Consider the following 20,407-nt stretch of genomic DNA (forward strand, 5'->3'; position numbering starts at 1 on the left):
ACACCCCCGAACCGGCGCGGCCCGCTTCCCTTCCCCCACGGCGGGCCGCGCCCTCCCGCTTTCGACCGGCACCAGGCGACCCAGGAGACGGCATGGCCCCGCGCACCAACGACGAGGAGACCGGCGGGCATTCGGCCCGCACGGCCGGGTCCGGCACCCCGCCGCCCGGCACCGGACCCGCACCGCGGCCCGAGTCCGGTACACCGCCGGAGGAGAGCCGGGCCGCGGCCGGCGCCGAGGAGCGGGTGGCCGCCGTGCGGCGGGTCGGGGCCGCGGGCCGGCGGTGGCGGGCCGCGCGGCTCGCGGGGCCGGCGGCGCTGCTGGCGGTCGCGCTCACCGCGGGTGCGGTCGCCGTCGGGGCCGCGCGGGACGGCCGGCCGGAACCGGCGGCGGCCTCGGGCGCCGTCGATCCCGGAGTGCTGGGCGGCGGGAACCTGGACGCGGCCGTCACCGCGCTCCAGACCCATCTGAGGTCCCAGCCCCGGGACCACGGCGGCTGGGCCACCCTCGGTCTCGCCTACGTCGAGCAGGCGCGGACCAAGGGCGACCCGGCCCGGTACCCGCAGGCGGAGAAGGCGCTGGAGCGGTCCCTGGAACTGGCCCCCGGCGACGACCAGGCGCTGGCCGGGCGGGCCGCCCTGGCGGCGGCCCGGCACGACTTCACCGGTGCCCTCGCCCAAGCGGACCGGGCACTGCGGCAGAACCCGTACAACGAACGCGCCCTGTGCTCCCGGGTGGACGCCCTGGTGGAGCTCGGCCGGTACGCCGAGGCGTCCCGGGCCGCCCGCACCGCCGACGAACGCAGGCCGGGCGTACCGGTCTTCACCCGGTACGCCTATGTGCGCGAGCTGCGCGGCGACGTGGCGGGGGCCCAGCGGGTCCTCCGGCAGGCCCTCGACGCGGCCGCCTCCCCCGGCGACGTCGCCTACGTGGCCGCCCAGCTCGGCCAGCTCGCCTGGAACCAGGGGCGGTACGCGTCCGCGCTCGCCCACTACTCCAGGGCCCTGGCCGCCGACGACACCTATCTGCCGGCGCTGGAGGGCCGGGCCCGGACGCAGGCGGCGAGCGGGCACCGGGACGAGGCGATCCAGGGACTGCGGTCCGTGGTCGCCCGCTCCCCGCTGCCCGGGCCGCTGGTCGCGCTCGGCGAGCTGTACGAGGCCCGCGGCGGGGCCGGCGACAGGGCGCGGGCACGGGAGCAGTACGCCCTCGTGGACACCTGGACCGCACTGGCCCGGGCCAACGGTGTCGACGTCGATCTGGACACCGCGCTGGCCGCCGCCGACCACGGCGACCGGGCTGCGGCGCTGCGCGCGGCCCGTGCCGAGTGGGCCCGCCGGCACACCGTGCACACCGCGGACGCCCTCGCCTGGGCACTGCACGTCAACGGCCATGACGAGGAGGCTCTCGCGCTGGCCCGCCGGGCCACGGCCACCGGCTACCGCAACGCCGCCTTCCTCCATCACCGCGGTGTGATCGAGCTGGCCACGGGCCACACCGCGGACGGCCGTGCCTCGCTGCGGGCCGCGCTGCGGCTCAACCCCGGCTTCTCGCCGCTGGGCGCGGCACAGGCCCGTAAGGCACTGGAGGCCGCGAAGTGACGCTCCGCCGCCCGGCCGCGCTGGCCGCGGCCGTCCTGACCGCCGCCTGCGGCCTCGCGCTGCTCCCCGCCGCCACGGCGAGCGCGCACCCCCTCGGCAACTTCACGGTGAACCGGTACGACGGGCTGGTCGCCGCGCCCGGGCAGCTCCGCGTGGACCACGTGGAGGACCTCGCGGAGATCCCGGCGGCCCAGGCCGGGCCCGACGTACGGCGGATGGGCCTGAACGCGTGGGCCGAGCGGCGGTGCGCCGGGGCCGCCGAGGACAGCAGGCTCACCGTCGCGGGCCGCGCCACCGCGCTGACCGCCGAAAGCGCCCGGGCCCGGCTGCGGCCGGGCCAGGCGGGTCTGCACACCCTGCGTCTGGAGTGCCGGTTCACCGCTCCGCTGCCGCGGGGCGGGGCGGTCGCCCTCGGCTTCCGCGGCGCCGCGGCCGGCGGCGGACCCGGCTGGCGGGAGATCACCGCCCGCGGCGACCGGATGACACTCACCGCGACCGACGTGCCGAAGCGGTCCGTCTCGCACGAGCTGACCACCTATCCCGCGGACCTGCTGTCCTCGCCCGCCGACACCACCGCCGCCTCCCTGCGGGTGCGCCCCGGCGGGCCGGCCCTCGCCGAGGAGGGGCGGGACGCGCCGGGCGCCGCGGTCCTGCCGCGGGGCGCCGACCGCTGGACCCGTGCCCTGGGCGATCTGGTGGCCCGGCAGGACCTCACCCTCGGCTTCGCGGTGCTGGCACTGCTCATCGCGGTCGCCCTCGGTGCCCTGCACGCCCTCGCCCCGGGACACGGCAAGACCCTGATGGCGGCGACGGCGGCCGCGCGCGGGGGCCGGTCCCGGCTGCGCGACGTGCTGCCCCTGGCCGCCTCGGTGACGGTGACGCACACCCTCGGTGTGGTCGCCCTGGGCCTGCTCGTCACCGCCGGGTCGGCGGCCACCCCCTCGGTGATCGCCTGGCTGGGCATGGCCGGCGGCGCCCTGGTGCTCGCGGCGGGCACCCGCCTGGTGCGCCGGGCCTGGCGCGACCGGGTGCGCGCGCATCCGCACCCGCACGCTCGACAGGGCCCGCAGGAGAGCCCCTTGGTCCTGGTGGGCGCATCCGGCGCGACGGCCGGCACCGGCGGCCACTCGCACCAGCACCTCCCTCCCGGGGGACACCACCATCACCCCGAGGGACACCAACATCACCACCCCCACGGGGAGCACGGGCACCCCCATGGGGAGCACGGGCACTCCCACCACGACGGGACGGTGCACACGCACGGCGGCCACACCCACAGCCACCCCACCGCCCCCACCCTGCGCGGCACGATCCTGCTCGGCTTCGCCGGAGGTCTGGTGCCCAGCCCGTCCGCGGTGGTCGTCCTGGTCGGCGCCGCGGCACTCGGCAAGGCCTGGTTCGGACTGCTGCTGGTCGTGGCGTACGGCGCCGGTCTGGCGCTGACGCTGACGGCGGCCGGGTTCGCGGTGGTCCGGCTGGGCTCCGGCGTCGCCCGCATGCTGGACCGGCGCCCGCGCTGGACGTCCCACCCGGTGGCCGGACTGGTCCGGCGCACCCTGCCGCTCGCGTCCGCGCTGGTCGTCGTCGCCCTGGGCGCCGGATTGCTGCTCAAGGGGGCCGCATCCGCGGTCGGCTGAGCTACTTTTGTGGAGGAATCACGTCAGATGCCGTGGGGGGGCACCCGTGTCCGGAGAATCGGGCGGTGAACGCGTGATCGCGGGCCGCTACCGTCTGCTGGCCCCGCTCGGAGAGGGCGGCATGGGCACCGTGTGGCGGGCCCGCGACGAGGTGCTGCACCGCGAGGTGGCCGTCAAGGAGGTTCGGGCCCCGGCGGGGCTGCCCGCCTCCGACGTCGAGCGGATGTACACGCGCCTGGAGCGCGAGGCGTGGGCGGCGGCCCGGGTCGCCGACCGCAACGTGGTCACGGTGTACGACGTCGCACTGGAGGGCGGCCGCCCCTGGATCGTGATGGAACTGGTCCGCGGGCTGTCGCTGGCCGACCGGCTGGAGGACGAGGGCCCGCTGCCGCCCCGGCGGGCGGCGCTGATCGGGGCCGAGGTGCTGGGAGCGCTGCGCGCGGCGCACGCGGCCGGGGTGCTGCACCGGGACGTGAAGCCGGCGAACGTCCTGCTGGCGGAGGACGGCCGGGTGGTGCTGACCGACTTCGGCATCGCCACGGTCGAGGGCACTTCCGCGCTGACGATGACCGGAGAGGTGATCGGCTCCCCCGAGTTCCTCGCACCGGAGCGCGCGCTGGGGCGCACCCCGGGCCCTGAGTCGGACCTGTGGTCGCTGGGCGTGCTGCTGTACGCGGCCGTCGAGGGCAGTTCACCGTTCCGGCAGGACACCCCGCTGAGCACCCTGCGGGCCGTGGTGGACGAGGAGTTGCCCCCGCCTCGCCGGGCCGGGCCGCTGGCCCCGGTCATCGAGGCGCTGCTGCGCAAGGATCCCGCCGAGCGGCTGCCGGCCGAACAGGCCGAGCGGGACCTGCGGATCGTCGCGGCCGGCGGGACACCGGCGGCGGGGGCGTCGGCCCCGTCGTACACCCCGACGATCGCGGCCCGGCCGGGCCGCCCCTCCCCCACGCCGCCGACGCCGCTTCGGGCGGACGGTCCGGAACGCGGGACGACGACTGCCGGACCGGAGCGCGGGACGACGGCTGCCGGACCGGAGCGCGGCCGGCGCGCCGGGCCGCTGCTGGTCGCCGGGCTGCTCGCGGTCGTCCTGGCGGCGGCGGGACTGACGTACGCCCTCCGCGACCACGGCGGCGGCCGGGCGGGGGACGGCACGCACGCCGGCCGGGCGGACGGCACGCGCTCCGGCGCCACCGGCACCGCCGCGGACACGGACACGCGCCCGGACACCGGAGCCCCGTCGCCCGCGCCGAGCGGTGGCGCGGCGGGCGAGGGCACGACGTCCGAGGGCGCGGCGGGCAGCCGGCCCGCCCAGTCGGTGCACGTCGCCCTGGCCGGCGCGCACACGGAGTACGTCGGGAGCTGCCCGCCGCCGGACGCGTCGGCGCCGGCGTTCACGGCGACGTTCACCGTCGGGCGGCTGCCGGCCCGGGTGGAGTACCGGTGGACGCTCGCGCACGGATCGGTCTCCGACCCGGGGTGGAAGACGCTGGCGTTCCCGGCGGGCGGCACGCGGAGCGGACAGGTGCGGGTCACCGTCACCGCGTACGCCGACGGCGGGACGACGGAGAACGAGATCGGTGTGGAAGTACGCGCTCCGGTGCGGACCACGTCGAACACGGTGCCGTTCTCGGTGAGCTGTACGACCGCGACGGAGACCCCGTCGGACGGGGCCTCCGCGTCGCCTTCGGACTCGCCCTGAGAGTTCACTCCCACGGGCCGGCCCTGGTGGAGTCTCGGTTGACCGTCTCACCCACCCGGCTCAGGCCGCGTTGGTGAGCACCGGCAGGTAGCCGCCGGACTGGCCGCTCGCGGTCGGGTGGTACGACTCGCCGATGTCGAGCCAGTTGACGCTGTGGAGCCAGGAGCTGCCGGAGCAGATCTCGTGGCCGCTGAACGTGGTGCGTACGTCGCCGAAGACGAAGTCGTGGTCGAGGGCGCGCTTCTGGACGGCGCTGTTGAGGTGGTCGGCCGCGTCGTTGATCGCGGACCGCTTGGTCTCGGAGAGGCCCAGGCAGCTCTGCCCGAGCTTGTAGAAGCGGGGGTAGCCGATGACGACGACCCGGGCGGACGGGGCTTTGGCACTGATCGCGTCGTAGACGGTGTCGAGTTTGCCGGGGAGCGTGGAGTCGACGTACGCCTTGGCACTGTTGATCTTCGCCAGGCAGGTGCTGTTGGAGGAGATGACACAGGTCGTCATCACGTCGGCGAAACCGGCGTCGTTGCCGCCGATGGTGATGGAGACCAGTCCGGTCGAGGAGTTGAGCGAGCCGAGCTGGTTGGCCAGCACGTCGCCCGTCTTGGCGCCCGAGCAGGCGTTGAAGGCGAAGGAGGAGGGGCTGTGGGCGGCGTTCCACAGGTACGGGTACGCCTTGGTACTGCGGTCGCAACTGCCGCTGGAACCGATGTAACTGCCCGATCCGACCCCCGAGGAGTAGGAGTCGCCGAGCGCCACGTAGCCGCCGGACACGGCCGTCGAGGAGGCCTGCGCCGTGGCGGCCCCGGTGAGGGAGAGGCCGGTGGCGAGGAGGAGCGAGGTCATGAATCCGGTAAGTCGGGAACGTCTCATGGAACCTCCCTTTAGCAGCATCTCTGACACAACTGTCGTAGCAACTACGCGTGTTGACTGGAAGTGTCCATGCCAAGAACTTTTTCGATCTCAACGACTCCTCACCGCCTCTCGACGCAATCACCCCAGGACGTTCACCGCCCGGCGTCTTGCGCACCCGCCCCGGCCCGTCCGCCGACGGGGCGTCAGGCGGCCCCGTGGAGCGGCCCGTCACCGCCCCGGCCCGCGCCGGTCACGCCCCCCGCTCATCGCGCTCCGCCGGCCCGGCCGCAGCGGTGCCCGCCTCGGCCCGGGCCCCCGGCCGCTCCCGCCCGTCCTCGCCGGCAGGGCCGTCCGGCCGAGGAGTCCGCACGGGCCCGGCCGCCCGCGGACCACGCGTGACGCACCGTCAAGGACCACCGTCGCGGCGGGATCGGGCTCGCGGCCGAGGTGGGGTGACACCAGGACAAGCGGTGGAAATGCCGTGCGCCTGGGGCACCGGTGCCGGATCATGGCGGCATGTCTGCGAACCCACACGACGCTCTGCCGATCCGGCTCCACGTCGACGACTCCGACTCGCCGTCCGACGTCGTCGACGCGCTGTTCCTCGGCCGCTTCGCGACGGGCGAGCAGCCGTACTCCCACGCCGTGAACATCGACCGGGTGCGCTCCGGCGCGACCCTGCTGCCGGAGGGCGCCCAGGTGCTGCGCGCCGCCCGCGACGACGACCGCAGCGCCACCCTCGCCGAGGGCGACGGCTGGACCCTGCTGGTCTCCCGCTGGAACCGGGGCGCGGACGTCACGGTGACCGCCACCAGCGCCGAACTGGCGAAGACGGTCCTGGACCGGGCGACCGACGGCGCGGCCGACGAGCCGGAGCCGCAGCCGGAGAACGTGGCCATGGGCTTCTGGTACGTCTCCCCGCGGCGCGGCCCGCACCGGACCACCCGGCAGATCTCCGCGGGCACCTGGGACGAGGTGCGGCCCAACTACACCGCGCCGGTGGCGGACGCGATGGACCGCCTGATGAAGACGACCCCGCAGGACATCGCCGGCCGCCTCCTGCTGCTGCACGGGCCGCCCGGCACGGGCAAGACCTCCGCGCTGCGCACGCTCGCCCGTTCCTGGCGCGACTGGTGCCAGGTGGACTGCGTGCTCGACCCGGAGCGGCTCTTCTCCGACGTCGGCTATCTGATGGACATCGCGATCGGCGAGGAGGACGCGGCGGGCAAGGGGCGCTGGCGGCTGCTCCTGCTGGAGGACTGCGACGAGCTGATCCGGGGGGAGGCCCGGCACACCGCGGGGCAGGCCCTGTCCCGGCTGCTCAACCTCACCGACGGCCTGCTCGGCCAGGGCCGCAACGTCCTGGTGGGCGTCACCACCAACGAGGACCTGGAACGGCTGCACCCGGCCGTCGTGCGGCCCGGGCGCTGCCTGGCCCGCATCGAGGTGGGCCCGCTGACCCGCGCCGAGGCGGCCGGCTGGCTGGGCACCGAGGAGGGCGTCGGCCGGGACGGCGCCACCCTGGCCGAGCTGTACGCGCTGCGCCGGGGCACGGCGCCGACGTCGGTGCCGGGGGCGAGGGAGGACGCGGACGCGGGGCTGTATCTGTAGCCGGTCGCCCGGAGCCCCGGCGGACCTGTGGTCGGCGGACCCGTGCGGACCTGTGGGCGCCGGGTCCGGGTGCTTTCATGACTGTATGACCGTGTTCGTCGGCACCTCGGGATGGCAGTACAAGGACTGGCGGGGTGTCGTCTACCCGACAGGGGTTCCGGCGCGGCTGTGGCTGGAGGAGTACGCACGCCGGTTCGGGACCGTGGAGATCAACAACGCCTTCTACCGGCTGCCCTCGTACGACGACTTCGCCGTCTGGCGGGCGCGGGTGCCGCCGGACTTCGTGGCCGCGGTCAAGGCCAGCCGCTACCTGACCCACATCAAGCGCCTGCGTGAGCCCGAGGAGCCCGTGCACCGGCTCATGACCCACGCGGCGGGCCTGGGCGACCGGCTGGGCCCGGTCCTCCTGCAGCTCCCGCCGACCCTGCGCGCGGACCCGCCGCTGCTGGACGCCTGCCTGGCCTGCTTCCCGCCGGGCGCCCGGGTCGCCGTCGAGCCGCGGCACGACTCCTGGTGGACGACCGAGGTGCGCGAGGTGCTGGCGTCCCGGGGGGCCGCCCTGTGCTGGGCGGACGTCCTGGCCCGCCCGGCCACCCCGCTGTGGCGCACCACCGGCTGGGGCTACGTCCGCTTCCACGAGGGCCGCGCGCAGCCGTGGCCGCGCTACGGCAGGCGGTCCCTGGAGACCTGGGCGGACCGGATCGCGACGACCTGGCCCGAGGGGGAGGACGTGTACGCGTACTTCAACAACGATCCCGGGGGCGCGGCGGTCCGTGACGCGATGACGTTCGCGGGGACGGCACGCCGGGCCGGCCTGGCGGTGACCCGGACACCGGAACCGGCGCGTACACGCTGACCCGGGAACCTCTGCCCGGCCCGGGCCGGATCAGGCGACAGGAGCCCGATCCGCGCGAGCGGCCCTACCAACCCCCTACCAACCCCACCCGCACCTTCACCACGCTCCTCCGCGAGGCCGGCCTCCGCCGCATCCGCTTCCACCCGCTGCTCGGTAACGCTCTCGGTCGCCCCTGGCACGCGACACGGCGACGGCGTCGAACACCGCTGGTGTTCGGCGCCGTTGCCGCTGAGGTTGAAAGGCTGAGGTGACAGGGTTACGGGGACTCCAGCGTCAGTCCGGCCTCGGTGATGAAGCCGCCGCGGATCTCGGGTCGTCGTTGGATGCCGCGTAGTCGGTTCTTCACGAGTGGGGTGGGGTCGTCGATCACGCGAGGTGCGAGGTTGGCCAGGGATCTCTTCGGGCGGCCCCAGGCGCCTTCGACGGGGTTGAGGTCGGGCGTGCAGGGCGGGAGCTTGACGATGGTCAGCCAGTCGCTGCTGGCGCCTCGCCGGTCACCGCGGAGTCTGTCGGGCCACTGTGTACGCGGTGGGGCCGGTAAGCCCTGTCCCTGTGCCGTCGAGCATGTCCAGGACCTCGAAGCCGACGCCCTCCGCGTAGCGTTCGAGCTCCTGGGGGAACAGGACGCGTCTGCGGATCTCGTCTCGGGCCTCGTCGCCCGAGGGGAGCATCCAGTGCCGGTGCATGGTGTTGATCTGGGTCCGCAGGTCCCACGTGTGGCGGATGGTGACGGTCGCGGGTCCCGTCGGGGTGTCGACCGTGGCGGTGGTCGGCTCGGTCCGGGTGATCGGGGCGACGGGGGAACACAGCACGAGCAGCGCGCCCGGCCGGGCGTGGGCGGCGAAGGTGGCGAAGACCTGGCCGATGTCGTTGTTGTCGTGCACGTAGGCGAGGCTGTTGCCCATGCAGGTCACCACGTCCATGCGGCTGCCGAGTCGTACGGTGCGCATGTCGCCGGTGCGGATGTCCAGCCCGGGCCGGGCCTGGCGGGCGTAGTCGACCAGGCCGGGCTGGAGGTCCACGCCGATGCACTCGAAGCGCTTGGCCAGGATCTCCAGGTCCCGGCCGGTACCGCATCCGAAGTCGACCAGGGTCCGGACGTCCGGCCGGTGCAGATCGATCAGGGTCTGGCACATTCCTGCGCTCGTGCTGTCGGACTGGACCAGGTCGTAGAGTGCCGGATCGCGGTACAGGAGGTTCGTGGCTTCCACGTGCTCGGCTTCCGTGTCGGGGCTGGTCACATGAGGCTTCGCAGCCCGACCTCCAAGGCGACTGCATCGCACAGCAGATCGGGGACGGCCGGCGCGGAGTCGGCGTTCCTCCGTGCCTGGGCGAGAGCCTTGCCGTCAACGTAGCCGAGGTCGACCAGGATGGACTCCTTCAGCATGTCGTCCAGGACGGGCAGGCCGTAGGACCGCAGTCCCTTCTCCAGGACGGCCAGGAAGTTCTCCGGTTCGGCAGGCGCGGCCACCCACTCTGCCAGCCCGGCCCGTCTGATCCGTTCGCGGAACAGCGCCTTGCCTCGCTTGTACTCGTGCGGCAGCTGCTCCATGAACCGCACGATCCGCGGGTGCACGAGCGGGCTCACCGGCCAGATTCCGGCCCGGAGGAATCCGGGGTTGTGCATCCCGAACGCCATCAGGGCCGGTACGGGCAATACCGGGATGGGCGGGCGGCCTGCATATACGGCCGCAGTAGTGCCAGGTCCCAAGAGGCGTGCAGCTCGCCGGCCTTCTCTGCCAGGTAAAGCGGGGCTGTGCCGAAGACGCCCACCGTCAGGCAGGCTTGTCCGGGCTCCATGGTGAGTTCGACGAGGTCGGCCTCGTCCCGCTTGCACTCCTTCACGCGGACCCGTACGCGCGGCGCCTGGTCGTCGTTGACCTCCATGACCAATGTGGACAGGTTCGCGGGCTCGATCCAGCTCTCGCCGTTGGTCCAACGGCCGCCCTGTGATCTCCACTTGGGCTCCTGGAGATCGGCCAGGCGCAGACGCATCGACAACATGTAGTCCCCTTCCGATGTCGTGCGGCGGGGCGGGGCCGCGAACGACCCCGCCCCGCCTGGCGTCAGCCCTGGCTCACTTGCTGCAGTGGTCGCCGTTGTTGTCGCCGCCGCCCGGCATCTTGTCGAGCAGCGCGGCCTCGACGGCCGGGACGCCGGTGATCAGGTCGCCGGTGAACAGCTCATCCACGTTCATCGTTTTCTCCCTTACGGTTTTCAGTGGACTCCGCGGCGGATGCTGCGGAGTTGGACCCGTCCGGCTGCCGGACCCTTCCGAAGAAGGCAGCCGGACGGGGTGCCCACCGCCGACGGCGGGCCCTCCCTCATCACAGGTGGGGAGCCTGGATGCGTGACGGGGAGGAGTCAGGTGGGGGTGGATGCGGCGGCGACGCCCAGGACGAAGCCGGCCGACCCCGAGATGGTGATGATCAGGAGTGGTCCGCCGCAGCGGCCGACGGCTGCGGCTAACCGGTTCACAGCCGTTCTCCACGGCTGCGCTGGTTGGCCTCGCGTACTGCGACGCTCAGCTTCTCCGCTCCGTACTCGGGCGTGGCACTGCCGTGCTGCGGGCAGAGACACGGCGAGAACCGGTTCGAACCCGGCGGCAGGTCCGCGCCCTCGTAGGTGTCGATCCTCAACACCCCGTCCATCCCCCGCTCCTCGGTCATCCGAGCCAGACGGGCCCGTGCTTCGCTTCTCATCCCTCAGCCCTTCAGACGACGACTGCGGCGAGGACTCGCCGTTGCCTGCTGTCTCTACGCAACCGCACGACCACGCTCAGCGGTACCGTTGCCGCAGCACCAGGACTTGAAAGCCTTGAAAGTTCGCAAGGTCACGGGGAGTTGAGGGCATGGCCAAGCGTGAACCGAACGTGGTGCTCGGGCGCCTGCTCGCCGAGAGCCGCTGGACTCACCGCCAGTTCGCACGGGCGGTGAACCGCGTCGGTACGGAGACCGGGATCCCTCTGCGTTACGACGAGTCGGCGGTGAGCCACTGGCTGGGCGGCACCGTCCCTCGCGGTGCGGTGCGCGCATGCATCCTCGAAGCTCTCTCCCGCCGTCTCGGCCGCCCCGTCACCCATGCCGAGGCCGGGCTGCCCGTTCCACACGATCGCTCCTCCGCGGCTGCGGATACCGTGGAAGGGGTGATCGACCTGGGGAGGCTGGATATGGACCCGTCCCGCCGCAGCGTCCTGGGTGCCGGCCTGTTCTCCGTGGCCGTCACCATTCCCGGCTGGCCTGATGTGGTCGGGCGGGCCGAGGCCGTCCAGTCCGGCCGCACGAGTCGCATCGGCATGAACGAAGTGGACATGGTCGTCGCCATGACCGAGCGTGTCTCGGAGCTGGACGACGAGTTCGGCGGCCGCCACGCACGCCCCATGGCAGCGTCGTTCATGGTCAACACCGTGGCCTCCTACCTGCGCGCCGACGCACCCGAGGACGTGCGCAAGGCGATGCTGTCAGCGGCCTCGGACCTGCTCTACCTGACCGGCTACATGGCCGTGGACGAAGGGCTGCACGGTCTCGCACAGCGCTACTACGTCAAGGCCCTGGAGCTGGCGGGCGCGGCCGAGGACCACCTGACGTACTGCACCACCCTGCGGGGCATGAGCGTCCAGGCAGTCGACCTCCGCCACGGGGCGAAGGCCATGGAGCTGGCCGACGCCGCTGCCGCCGCCTCCCCGAAGGCCGGCCCTCGCCTGCTGGCCTTTCTCGTCGGCCAGCAGGCGCACGCCGCCGCGCAGACCGGCGACCGTACGGGTGCGCTGCGATGCATCCGGGAGGCCGAGGCGGCCATGGACCGCGCCGAGTCACGAGGCAAGGCGTTCGGCTCGTACGACCCCTCTTCGCTCAACTACCACGTCAGCCAGGTACGTTACGAACTAGGCGACAAGGCCGGAGCCGTCGAAGCCATGCAGCAAGCGGACCGGCTCCGCCCCAACGTGTACCAGCGCACACGAGTACACCGTCGTGGCCTGCTGGCCGAACGGCAGCTGGAACTCGGCCATCTGGAAGCGGCGTGCGCCACTTGGCACCAGGCCCTCGACGACTACCCCAAGGTGCAGTCCGGCCGCGCCGACGAGCGCGTGAAGGCGATGTTCGGTCTCTTGTGCCTTCATCTGAAGAACGCGACGGCCCGCGATCTGTACGACCGAGCACGGACGATCGCGCCATCGTCGCTGGTCGCCTGATCCCCGTCGCACCTTCAACCCCAGCCACAGAAAGTCAGCCACGACGGCGGGCGCGCCAAGAGATCACCCGCCACGTGTGCTTCCAGCAACCCCGCACCGTCCTCAACCACGCCGCTTCCTTCCGCCACGGCATCCGCCCTGCTCCTGCGTGGCCGTTTGGCAGCAGGCCGGGCTGCTCGATCTGTGGCCTCGCCTGTGACCGCGCCCCTCGACGATCGCGGCTTTCGGCTGCCGCGACCTGACGTGGTGCTGTGCGGCGTTCGGCGGAGTCGGCCTGGCGGCGCCGCTGCAGGCCGATGCGGCTGCTTCCAGGATCGGGTTCGGCTCGCTTGCCTGCCACTGCGCGCCGAGTGGCCGGTGGGCGTCGCCAGCGGGGCGGTAGACAGGAGCGGGCGGCGGTCACCGGCCGCCGGCGCGCGGCGGCCCGCGTCAGCGGGACGCCCTTGATCAAGTAAAGAAACTCTGAACAACACTCCCCGTGCTACGCGTCCTGCGGCTCCCCCGGGTGCGGCAGGTTCAGCGTCGGCGTCTGCCTTCGTTCAGCCGGTCGTATAGGCGCTGGACGCTGGCGGCCTGCTCTTCGGGCGTGTAGTTGCCGCTGAGGCGCTTGCGTTGCTCCATGACGGCGCGCATGGCGTTGCGGTGGGCGGTGGCGGCTTCGAACTCGGTGCTGGCTTTGGTGAACCGTTCCTCGGCGGCGGCGAGTTCGGCGGCTACCTCGTCGTCGCACTTGCCGCTGAGCCGCACCGCTTCCTCGTCCGCCCGGCGCTGCGCCGCCATCTCCTCCAGCCCCTCGTTGTAGCGCTTGAGGAACTGATCACGCGGGCTGAGCTGGCGGACGAAGACGCCCCGGCCCTGCACGGAGTAGATCAGCCCCTCCTCCTTGAGGACCCGCAGGGCGTTTTGTGCGGTGGAGTTGGCGATGCCGTACTGGGCTTGCAGGTCGCGGGCGGACGGGAGCTTGGCACCGGGTGCGAGCCGACCGTCCTGGATCTGCTTGCGGAGCTCGTCCGCGGTTCGCACGTACGGGGGGCGTGGATCGTCAGCGGGACTGTCGGCGGTCTGCCAACCGCGCCGGAGGTCGCCGAGACCGGTGTACTCGGGATCGGGTTCGTCGGAGGCGGTCTCACTGCCCGCCGCGGCCTCCGTCTCAGCTTCGGCCGGCGCCTCCTGTGCGCGTACGTAGCTGCCCCGGCCCAGGACGGAGTAGATCAGCCCTTCGTCCTTGAGCAGTCGCAGAGCGTTTTGGACCGTGGAGCTGGCGATTCCGAAGCGCCGTTGCAGCTCGCGCGCGGCGGGGAGCCGTTCGCCTGGGCGCAGCTCGCCGTCGTGGATGGCGGTGCGCAGGACGTCGGCGGCCTGGACGTACGGCGGCCGGGGGTCCTCTCCCAGGGGCAGCTTCATGGCACGAGGGTAGCGGCGACGGCACTCCCGGCACACCCGGGCGTCCTCGGCGTTCCAACCGTATCTGTGTAGCGATACGAATCGAGTGTTGCGGGTGTAGCGAGTGTGCCGCTATGGTCATGGCGAGTCGATCAAGCGACTCCATCGAACGAGGATGTGATGGCATGGCCATGACTCGAATCCGTGTTGCCTTGCTGCCGTCGGCGGTCTGCATCGCGGGCACCGACCCGGTACTGAAGATCAAGGACCAGCAGACCGGGGAGGTCGCCACCGACCGGGAGACCGGTGCGTCGCTGTACACGGTGACCGTGATGCTCATGGAGGACGGCCGGGCCGAGGTCCTGAAGATCACGGTCCCGGAGACGGGCCTGGCGGCCGGGCTCAAGCCTGGGGCGATGGTGCGCCCGGTAGAGCTGTTCGCGACCCCGTGGGCGCGCATCTTCAACGGTCAGCTCTCCGACGGCGTCGCCTACCGCGCCGCCCGCCTGGAGCTGGTGACGGTGGAGGCGGCCCAGTGATCCGCTTCGAGACCCCCGCGCCGGAGCGGGAGTTGTACCCGCTCCGCCCCTTGCCGGGGACTGAGGGCAAGGCCACGTTCGCCGTCTCGGCGGCGGTGCTCGGTCTCCTCGGCCTGAGCCCGGAGCAGGCAGCCCGCCTCGACCTCGGCGACGTGCTCCGCCTGATACATGAACAGGGGGCGTGACATGGACTCCGTGACGGGATATGCGCCGGACGCGCTGCTGGTCGCGCTCGTGCTGGTCGGCGTGTGGCTGCTGGTGACGGTGGTGCGCTACGTCCGAGCGGATAAGGGCACGCGGGTCAGCATGCGGCAGGCCGTGCGGGTGCGCTGGGGCTGGGTACGGCTTGCGCGGATGGCCGGGCTGACGGTCACCGACAAGACCCCGAGCCTGCTTGCGCAGATCACCGCGTCCAAGGACGGTGCCGCCCCCGCGCCCCGGGTCCTGACTCCGAAGATCAAGGTCAAGCCCGATCCGTACGGCGTGATCGTGCAGGCCCGGACGCTGCCGCAGGTCGGATTGGAGGAGTACCAGAAGGCGGCGCGGTTCCTGGCGGACGCGTGGCGGTGCACGCGGGTCTCAGTGCTGCCGGACGGTCCCGGCAGGGTGGTGATCCGGGGTGTTCGCTCCGATCCGCTGACCACGCCGACCAGGCACCGGCCCACCGGTCTGCCACTCACGGATCTGACGCGCTGGGAACTGGGGGTAGATGAGTACGCCGCGACGGTGTGCGTGTCGCTGGCGAACGTGCCCGGGGTGACGGTGGCTGGCGTCCCGGGTGCGGGCAAGACCTCGGGGGTCAACAAGTTCGTGTGCGACTTCGCTCCGTCGGCGGCCGTGCAGATCGCGACGGCGGACGGGAAGGTGTCACGTGCCGCAGAAGGGGACTACGCCGACCTGGTCAAGCGGATGTTCGCGTTCTGCGGTGACGACCTGGACGAAGCGAACGCTCTGTTCAAGCGTCTGGTGGAGCTGCGCAAGCGGCGCTCGGCGACCATCCGGGACGTGCTGGGCGTGAAGAACCTGTGGCACGTCGGCCCTTCTCCGGAGTGGCCGCTCACGGTCCTGATCATCGATGAGGCACACACGTACTTCCGCGAGTACAAGGGCAGCGACCCGAAAACGAAACATCTTGCCGCGCTGACGACGGAGAATGCCCGGCTGGTGGAGGACCTGGTCAAGAAGGGCCGTAGCGTCGGCATCCTGGTGATCCTGATCAGCCAGAAGACCACCGGCGACGCCATCCCAACCTTCATCCGCGACGTGTGTCCCATCGGGTTGTCGTTCGCGCAGAAGACCGTGGAAGCCGCGGTGGCCGCGCTGGGTGAGGACATCCGCAACTGGCCCGATGCCAGCCCGGTGACCTTGCAGGCCCCCGCCTACGTCGGGGTTGCGGTGATGGCGATGCAGGGCCGCCCCGGCTATACCCGCATCCGCACCCCCTACGTCTCCGACGCCGACGCGGCCCGCGTCGCGGACGGCACTTCGCACCTGACCGCAGACCCGGACCTGTGCCTGGATGCCCTTCTCCGCTCGACCGGCCGGACGGCAACGCCCGCGTCGTCGCTCACCAAGTGATCCCGAACAGCTCACGCCAGAAAGGAGGTTGAGGACATGGCGGAGGAACGGTTCACCCGGCGCACCGTGACCGTGGTCATGGCGGTCATCGCGGTCCTGGCCTTCGTCTTCTCCTTCGGCAACGTCTGGGCGCTCGCCCTGCGGCTCGGCGTCCCCCGCCCGATCGCGCCGCTGATCGCCCCCATGGTGGACCTGTCCGTCGTCGGACTCCTGGTCGCCCTGCGGTTCCTCGCCCTGCGCGGCGTCCCCGAGCACGACCTGAAGGCCGGCACGCGACTGCTGCACCTGTGCGGGCTGCTCACCCTCGCGCTGAACACGGCCGAACCCCTGCTGACCGGACGCTACGGCCGGGCCTGCCTGGATACCGTCGCCCCGCTCCTACTCCTCGGCTGGGGCCACGTCGGCCCTACCTTCCTCGCCCACTTCCACACCACCGCACACCTGGAGGACACCACCACATCTGCCCCAGCACCCGCACCCATCGCTGAGCCGGTGCCAACCTCGGCGCCCGCTCCCGAGGCGACGACCCCGGCCCCTGAGCCAGACCCCGCCGCGACACCTGCGCCGACCCTGGCCGAAGTGCCCGACTCCGCCCCCGCCCCGGCCGTCACCAAGGCGCCTGCCACCGGCACCCGCCCGGCCCTGCCCGCCGCCCTGCTGAGTGCGGCCCGGCGCATCGCGGACACCCATCACACCGAGCACGGAACACCAGTCACCGCCGCCCAGCTCGCAACCCGCATGGGCGTCGCCCTGCCGGTGGCCACCGCCGCCCTCGCTCAGCTCTGAGCCACCCCGGCCACCGGCCGGATCGCCCCTCCCTCGAAATCCATGCCCACCCGTTGGGCCTGGTTCGTCATGCCCCGAGCAGCACCAACACGCCCACAACCATGGCCGGTTGCTGCTCGGGGCTCCCATCCCGACAGATAGGACACGCCCCGAATGGTCACCCTGGACCTGCGCCACGTGGCAAGCCCCGCCGTGCGGGACCTGCTCCACCTCGTCAACCACCCCGACTTCGACCGAGCACAGCAGCAGATCGAACGCCTCGGCGGCTGCACCGAACCCGTCCGCCTGACCGGCCGCACCGCCACCGTCGACACCACGACCGGTGAGGTACTGCGCTCCTACACCTCCTCCGCCGAGCCCACGGGCAGTCTGCTCACCGCGTGCGGCAACCGCCGCGCCTCCCGCTGCCCGGCCTGCTCCCGCGCCTACGCCGCCGACACCTACCACCTCATCCGCGCCGGCCTCTCCGGAGGCAAGACCGTCCCCGACACCGTCCGCACCCACCCCCGTGTCTTCGTCACCCTCACCCCGCCGTCCTTCGGCCCCGTCCACAACCGCCCCACCACCCCCGGCGGTGACATCCTGCCCTGCCGCTGCCGCAAGCTCCACGAACCCACGGACACCCTGATCGGGACACCGCTGAACCCGGCGACGTACGACTACTCGGGCGCGGTCCTGTTCAACGCCCACGCCGGAGCCTTGTGGGCTCGCTTCACCACCTACCTGCGCCGCGAGCTCGCCGCCCGGCTCGGCATGACCCAGAAAGCCGCCCGCGCCGTGCTGCGCCTCTCCTTCGCCAAGGTCGCCGAGTACCAGAAGCGTGGCCTGGTGCACTTCCACGCCGTCATCCGCCTCGACGGCCCAGACGGCAGCAGCCAGCCCCCGCCGCCGTACGCCACCGTCGCCGTGCTCACCGACGCCGTACGCGCCGCCGTTGCACGGGTCCGCGTCATGGTCGAGTCGGACGCGGTCGGGGAACGCGAACTCTCCTGGGGCGAGCAGCTCGACGTACGCGAGATCGCGGCCTTCGGCACTGACGCCGAATTCAGCGATCAGGCGGTGGCCGCCTATGTGGCGAAGTACGCCACCAAGTCCGCCGACGCCTCCGGCGCCCTCGACCGCGCCCTGTTCTGCCGCCCCTGTCAGGGCCGCGGCGCCACCCTCCTGCCCCACGGCACCCCGCTCCCCTGCACCACGTGCGACGGCACCGGACAGGCACGGCCCCTGCCCCGCCTGGCCGTCGCCCGGCACGTGCGGCAGATGATCCGTACCTGCTGGGAGCTGGGCAAGCTGCCCGAGTTCGCCCACCTCAAGCTCTGGAAGTGGGCGCACATGCTCGGCTTCCGGGGCCACTTCTCCACCAAATCCCGCTCTTACTCCACCACCCTCGGCGCGCTGCGCGCCGCCCGCCGCGCCTGGCGCACCGAACAGACCCGCACCCACGCCGGCCTGCCCGAGCCCGACCCGGACACCACCCTCGTCGTCGGCCACTGGGCCTACCAGGGCTCGGGCTACAGCCCCGGCGCCGCACTCCTCGCCGCCGACGTCTGGCACCGCCGGGAACTGGAACGCCGGTTCATCGCCGAAGGGGGCTGCGGATGAACGCACAGGAACCCGCCCCACCCCGGCGGGGACTCAGTACGCCGGAAGAGCTGCTGACAGTCCCCCAGGTCATGGCCCGCCTCCAGCTCAGCCGCTCCGCCGTCTACGACCTCCTCCGCACCCGCCAGCTCGCCTCGATCACCCTCGGCCGCGCCCGCCGCATCCCCACCCACGCCCTCACCGACTTCATCCGCACCCGCCTCGACCAGGAAGCCGCCTGATGACCACGCCGCGCCCCGCCGCCTCCCGCCGCAGCCGCTCCCGCGCCAACGGAGACGGCACCATCTACCAGCGCAAGGACGGCCGCTGGGAAGCCGCCGGATACGTCCTCGCCCCCGGCAACACTCGCAAGCGCGTCCGCGTCTACGGCACAAGCCGGAAGGAAGCCCTGGGCAAGCTCACCGAGAAGATCGCCGCGAGCAACCTCGGGCTGCCCGTCGCAGTATCCGACTGCACCGTGAGCGACTACCTGACGTACTGGCTGAACAGCATCGCCGTCTACCAGGTCCGGGAGAACACCCACACCCGCTACGCCGCCTGCATCCGTCTCCACCTCATCGCCGGCCTCGGCGCGAAGAAGCTCGCCCGGCTCACCGCCCGCGACGTCCGCACCTTCCTCGACCACCTCCGCGTCGCCTGCCAGTGCTGCGTACATGGACGGGACACCGCCCGGCACTCCTGCTGCGCCATCGGCCAATGCTGCAACAAGCGGCTCTCGCCACTGACCGTGACCTACGTCCACTCGGTCCTCAAGTCCGCACTTGAGCACGCCGTCCGCGAAGACGACCTGCCCCGCAACGTCGCCCGAAACGTCAAGACCCCCGCGCCCCGCCCCCGGCGCTTCAAGCCCTTCACCGCGAGCGAGGCCCGGCAGTTCCTCCAGGCCGCCAGCGGCGACCGGCTTCACGCGCTGTACGAACTCGCCCTGCGCACCGGCCTCCGCAAGGGCGAACTCCTCGGCCTGCACTGGGAAGACCTCGACCTCGACGCGGGAACCGCCGCCATCCACCGCTCCCTCCAGCGCACTCACACCGGCGGCCTGACCATCCTGCACACCAAGACCCGCGCCTCTGAACGCCGTATCGCGCTGCCCACCGAATGCATCAACTCTCTCAAAATCCACCAGGAGCGGCAGCAGGAAGATCGTCAGGCTGCGGGATCACGATGGGCGGACAACGGTCTCGTCTTCACCACCCCGGTCGGCAGGCCCTTCGATCCCACCAACCTCACACGCCGTTTCCGCCACCTCCTCGAACGCGCCGGACTTCGAGTGATCCGCTTCCATGACCTCCGGCACTCGACCGCCACCCTCCTCCTGGAGCAGGGCATCGACCTCGTCGTGATCAAGGAGCTGCTCGGCCACGCCCACATCGGCGTGACGGCCGGCGTCTACGCCCACGTCCGACTCCGCCTCCAGCGCCAAGCCATCGACAGCCTCGGCGACGCTCTCAGCCCTGGCAGCGACGACCCCGGCTTCCCACCCGTCGTCCGCTGACGTTGCCGTCACCGTTGCCGTCAAACGCCCGTAGAGGCCCCGCTGGAAAACTCCAGCGGGGCCTCTACATTTCAATCTCTATCACCTTTGAAAGCAGGTTACCTACTCCGACGAGATTCGCTGGATAACTGGGTTTGCCGACAATCCAGGAATCTCTGTAACCAACCGCGAATTCGCTTCCCGAAGGAATCGAAGAACTTCACCCACGAGCTCTTCACGTCCCACGGCTCCGTGCATTGGATGCTTCGATGAACTCACCGCGACCAGATCGCCATCTTGACGCAGATGAATTACCTCTTCGCTTTCAGTGAAACCGAATGCGGCATCTTCACCTGACGAGATGCGCTTCACCGCACCAGAGAGAGACAAGGCCAGATCGACGAGAGTCACAAATCTCTTCTTTGAGACGATCTCAACGTCGCCAACCATCAGTTCGAAATTCACCCCGAAGCACTTGTAGCGGAGGTCCATTTCGCTGATCGCGGCCGGATCGCCCTGCTTGGCAGCGTCCCAGGTCTTGGTCCAGGCTGAACCCGGCTCCGGGAGGTAGAAGGAGAGTTGAATCACGCTTTTCCTCAC

At 71.9% G+C, this 20,407-nt stretch carries 20 protein-coding genes; 13 read left to right on the top strand and 7 right to left on the bottom strand.

What is annotated here, in order from left to right; genetic code table 11:
- Window positions 1–92: 92 nt before the first annotated feature.
- From MXD57_RS13730 to MXD57_RS13740, 3 genes are read left to right on the top strand one after another with little or no spacing between them, the layout of a single operon-like run.
- Window positions 93–1,601: a tetratricopeptide repeat protein gene (locus tag MXD57_RS13730; RefSeq protein ID WP_250401673.1), complete on the top strand. Its 1,509-nt coding sequence runs from the start codon at window positions 93–95 to the stop codon at window positions 1,599–1,601.
- Window positions 1,598–3,238 (top strand): HoxN/HupN/NixA family nickel/cobalt transporter, encoded by a 1,641-nt coding sequence (locus MXD57_RS13735; protein WP_250401674.1) that lies wholly within the window; start codon window positions 1,598–1,600, stop codon window positions 3,236–3,238. Before MXD57_RS13730 ends, MXD57_RS13735 begins: the two co-directional genes overlap by 4 nt.
- A gap of 46 nt (window positions 3,239–3,284) precedes the next feature.
- On the top strand, window positions 3,285–4,937 hold the full coding sequence (locus MXD57_RS13740; RefSeq protein ID WP_250401675.1) for a serine/threonine-protein kinase: 1,653 nt from the start codon (window positions 3,285–3,287) through the stop codon (window positions 4,935–4,937).
- Between the two features lie 60 nt (window positions 4,938–4,997).
- Here MXD57_RS13740 and MXD57_RS13745 read toward each other — a convergent pair whose 3' ends face one another.
- Window positions 4,998–5,804 (bottom strand): SGNH/GDSL hydrolase family protein, encoded by an 807-nt coding sequence (locus MXD57_RS13745; protein WP_250401676.1) that lies wholly within the window; start codon window positions 5,802–5,804, stop codon window positions 4,998–5,000.
- 498 nt (window positions 5,805–6,302) lie between these two features.
- On the opposite strand from MXD57_RS13745, the gene MXD57_RS13750 reads away from it, so the two are divergent.
- Together MXD57_RS13750 and MXD57_RS13755 are read left to right on the top strand one after the other, a co-directional pair.
- Window positions 6,303–7,397, top strand: coding sequence for a DUF5925 domain-containing protein (locus MXD57_RS13750; protein WP_250401677.1), 1,095 nt, complete (start codon window positions 6,303–6,305; stop codon window positions 7,395–7,397).
- Window positions 7,398–7,482: 85 nt separating this feature from the next.
- Window positions 7,483–8,253, top strand: coding sequence for a DUF72 domain-containing protein (locus MXD57_RS13755; protein WP_250401678.1), 771 nt, complete (start codon window positions 7,483–7,485; stop codon window positions 8,251–8,253).
- Window positions 8,254–8,747: 494 nt separating this feature from the next.
- Here the strand turns inward: MXD57_RS13755 and MXD57_RS13760 are convergent, their stop codons facing one another.
- The 4 genes from MXD57_RS13760 to MXD57_RS13775 form a co-directional block, all read right to left on the bottom strand.
- Window positions 8,748–9,494, bottom strand: coding sequence for a class I SAM-dependent methyltransferase (locus MXD57_RS13760; protein WP_250401679.1), 747 nt, complete (start codon window positions 9,492–9,494; stop codon window positions 8,748–8,750).
- A complete protein-coding gene (locus tag MXD57_RS13765; RefSeq protein ID WP_250401680.1) occupies window positions 9,491–9,805 on the bottom strand; it encodes a hypothetical protein in 315 nt (104 codons plus the stop codon). The genes MXD57_RS13760 and MXD57_RS13765 overlap by 4 nt, the downstream gene beginning before the upstream one ends.
- 86 nt (window positions 9,806–9,891) lie before the next feature.
- Window positions 9,892–10,257 (bottom strand): hypothetical protein, encoded by a 366-nt coding sequence (locus MXD57_RS13770; RefSeq protein WP_250401681.1) that lies wholly within the window; start codon window positions 10,255–10,257, stop codon window positions 9,892–9,894.
- 470 nt (window positions 10,258–10,727) lie between these two features.
- Window positions 10,728–10,904: a hypothetical protein gene (locus MXD57_RS13775; RefSeq protein WP_250401682.1), complete on the bottom strand. Its 177-nt coding sequence runs from the start codon at window positions 10,902–10,904 to the stop codon at window positions 10,728–10,730.
- A 200-nt stretch (window positions 10,905–11,104) separates the two neighbouring features.
- On the opposite strand from MXD57_RS13775, the gene MXD57_RS13780 reads away from it, so the two are divergent.
- Window positions 11,105–12,445: a tetratricopeptide repeat protein gene (locus tag MXD57_RS13780; RefSeq protein WP_250401683.1), complete on the top strand. Its 1,341-nt coding sequence runs from the start codon at window positions 11,105–11,107 to the stop codon at window positions 12,443–12,445.
- Window positions 12,446–12,961: 516 nt separating this feature from the next.
- Here MXD57_RS13780 and MXD57_RS13785 read toward each other — a convergent pair.
- Window positions 12,962–13,849 (bottom strand): GntR family transcriptional regulator, encoded by an 888-nt coding sequence (locus MXD57_RS13785; RefSeq protein ID WP_250401684.1) that lies wholly within the window; start codon window positions 13,847–13,849, stop codon window positions 12,962–12,964.
- Window positions 13,850–14,013: 164 nt separating this feature from the next.
- On the opposite strand from MXD57_RS13785, the gene MXD57_RS13790 reads away from it, so the two are divergent.
- From MXD57_RS13790 to MXD57_RS13820, 7 genes are all read left to right on the top strand, one after another.
- Complete coding sequence (locus MXD57_RS13790) at window positions 14,014–14,367, top strand: SCO3933 family regulatory protein (RefSeq protein ID WP_129768518.1); 354 nt, start codon at window positions 14,014–14,016, stop codon at window positions 14,365–14,367.
- The gene (locus tag MXD57_RS13795) at window positions 14,364–14,552 is read left to right on the top strand and encodes a hypothetical protein (RefSeq protein WP_250401685.1); all 189 of its coding nucleotides are present in this window, start codon (window positions 14,364–14,366) and stop codon (window positions 14,550–14,552) included. Before MXD57_RS13790 ends, MXD57_RS13795 begins: the two co-directional genes overlap by 4 nt.
- 1 nt (window position 14,553) lies before the next feature.
- Window positions 14,554–15,945: a cell division protein FtsK gene (locus MXD57_RS13800; protein WP_250401686.1), complete on the top strand. Its 1,392-nt coding sequence runs from the start codon at window positions 14,554–14,556 to the stop codon at window positions 15,943–15,945.
- A 36-nt stretch (window positions 15,946–15,981) separates the two neighbouring features.
- Entirely contained in the window at window positions 15,982–16,731 is a 750-nt protein-coding gene (locus tag MXD57_RS13805; RefSeq protein WP_250401687.1) for a DUF2637 domain-containing protein, read from the top strand.
- A 153-nt stretch (window positions 16,732–16,884) separates the two neighbouring features.
- The gene (locus MXD57_RS13810) at window positions 16,885–18,333 is read left to right on the top strand and encodes a zinc finger-like domain-containing protein (protein WP_250401688.1); all 1,449 of its coding nucleotides are present in this window, start codon (window positions 16,885–16,887) and stop codon (window positions 18,331–18,333) included.
- Window positions 18,330–18,554 carry a helix-turn-helix domain-containing protein gene (locus tag MXD57_RS13815; RefSeq protein WP_250401689.1) on the top strand — a complete coding sequence of 75 codons (225 nt, stop codon included), beginning with the start codon at window positions 18,330–18,332 and terminating at the stop codon, window positions 18,552–18,554. Before MXD57_RS13810 ends, MXD57_RS13815 begins: the two co-directional genes overlap by 4 nt.
- Entirely contained in the window at window positions 18,554–19,828 is a 1,275-nt protein-coding gene (locus MXD57_RS13820; RefSeq protein ID WP_250401690.1) for a tyrosine-type recombinase/integrase, read from the top strand. Before MXD57_RS13815 ends, MXD57_RS13820 begins: the two co-directional genes overlap by 1 nt.
- A gap of 102 nt (window positions 19,829–19,930) precedes the next feature.
- Here MXD57_RS13820 and MXD57_RS13825 read toward each other — a convergent pair whose 3' ends face one another.
- Entirely contained in the window at window positions 19,931–20,395 is a 465-nt protein-coding gene (locus MXD57_RS13825; protein ID WP_250401691.1) for a hypothetical protein, read from the bottom strand.
- Between the last annotated feature and the right edge of the window lie 12 nt (window positions 20,396–20,407).

Origin of the sequence: Streptomyces cellostaticus (assembly GCF_023630175.1) — a bacterium.
GTDB classification, from domain to species: domain Bacteria; phylum Actinomycetota; class Actinomycetes; order Streptomycetales; family Streptomycetaceae; genus Streptomyces; species Streptomyces cellostaticus_A.

What these genes read in the sequence shown, in the direction of transcription:
- MXD57_RS13730 (WP_250401673.1), top strand. Translation starts at nt 93, where the DNA reads ATGGCCCCGCGCACCAACGACGAGGAGACCGGCGGGCATTCGGCCCGC.
- MXD57_RS13745 (WP_250401676.1), bottom strand. Translation starts at nt 5,804, where the DNA reads ATGAGACGTTCCCGACTTACCGGATTCATGACCTCGCTCCTCCTCGCC.
- MXD57_RS13750 (WP_250401677.1), top strand. Translation starts at nt 6,303, where the DNA reads ATGTCTGCGAACCCACACGACGCTCTGCCGATCCGGCTCCACGTCGAC.
- MXD57_RS13755 (WP_250401678.1), top strand. Translation starts at nt 7,483, where the DNA reads ATGACCGTGTTCGTCGGCACCTCGGGATGGCAGTACAAGGACTGGCGG.
- MXD57_RS13765 (WP_250401680.1), bottom strand. Translation starts at nt 9,805, where the DNA reads ATGGAGCAGCTGCCGCACGAGTACAAGCGAGGCAAGGCGCTGTTCCGC.
- MXD57_RS13770 (WP_250401681.1), bottom strand. Translation starts at nt 10,257, where the DNA reads ATGTTGTCGATGCGTCTGCGCCTGGCCGATCTCCAGGAGCCCAAGTGG.
- MXD57_RS13775 (WP_250401682.1), bottom strand. Translation starts at nt 10,904, where the DNA reads ATGGACGGGGTGTTGAGGATCGACACCTACGAGGGCGCGGACCTGCCG.
- MXD57_RS13780 (WP_250401683.1), top strand. Translation starts at nt 11,105, where the DNA reads ATGGCCAAGCGTGAACCGAACGTGGTGCTCGGGCGCCTGCTCGCCGAG.
- MXD57_RS13785 (WP_250401684.1), bottom strand. Translation starts at nt 13,849, where the DNA reads ATGAAGCTGCCCCTGGGAGAGGACCCCCGGCCGCCGTACGTCCAGGCC.
- MXD57_RS13790 (WP_129768518.1), top strand. Translation starts at nt 14,014, where the DNA reads ATGGCCATGACTCGAATCCGTGTTGCCTTGCTGCCGTCGGCGGTCTGC.
- MXD57_RS13800 (WP_250401686.1), top strand. Translation starts at nt 14,554, where the DNA reads ATGGACTCCGTGACGGGATATGCGCCGGACGCGCTGCTGGTCGCGCTC.
- MXD57_RS13805 (WP_250401687.1), top strand. Translation starts at nt 15,982, where the DNA reads ATGGCGGAGGAACGGTTCACCCGGCGCACCGTGACCGTGGTCATGGCG.
- MXD57_RS13810 (WP_250401688.1), top strand. Translation starts at nt 16,885, where the DNA reads ATGGTCACCCTGGACCTGCGCCACGTGGCAAGCCCCGCCGTGCGGGAC.
- MXD57_RS13815 (WP_250401689.1), top strand. Translation starts at nt 18,330, where the DNA reads ATGAACGCACAGGAACCCGCCCCACCCCGGCGGGGACTCAGTACGCCG.
- MXD57_RS13820 (WP_250401690.1), top strand. Translation starts at nt 18,554, where the DNA reads ATGACCACGCCGCGCCCCGCCGCCTCCCGCCGCAGCCGCTCCCGCGCC.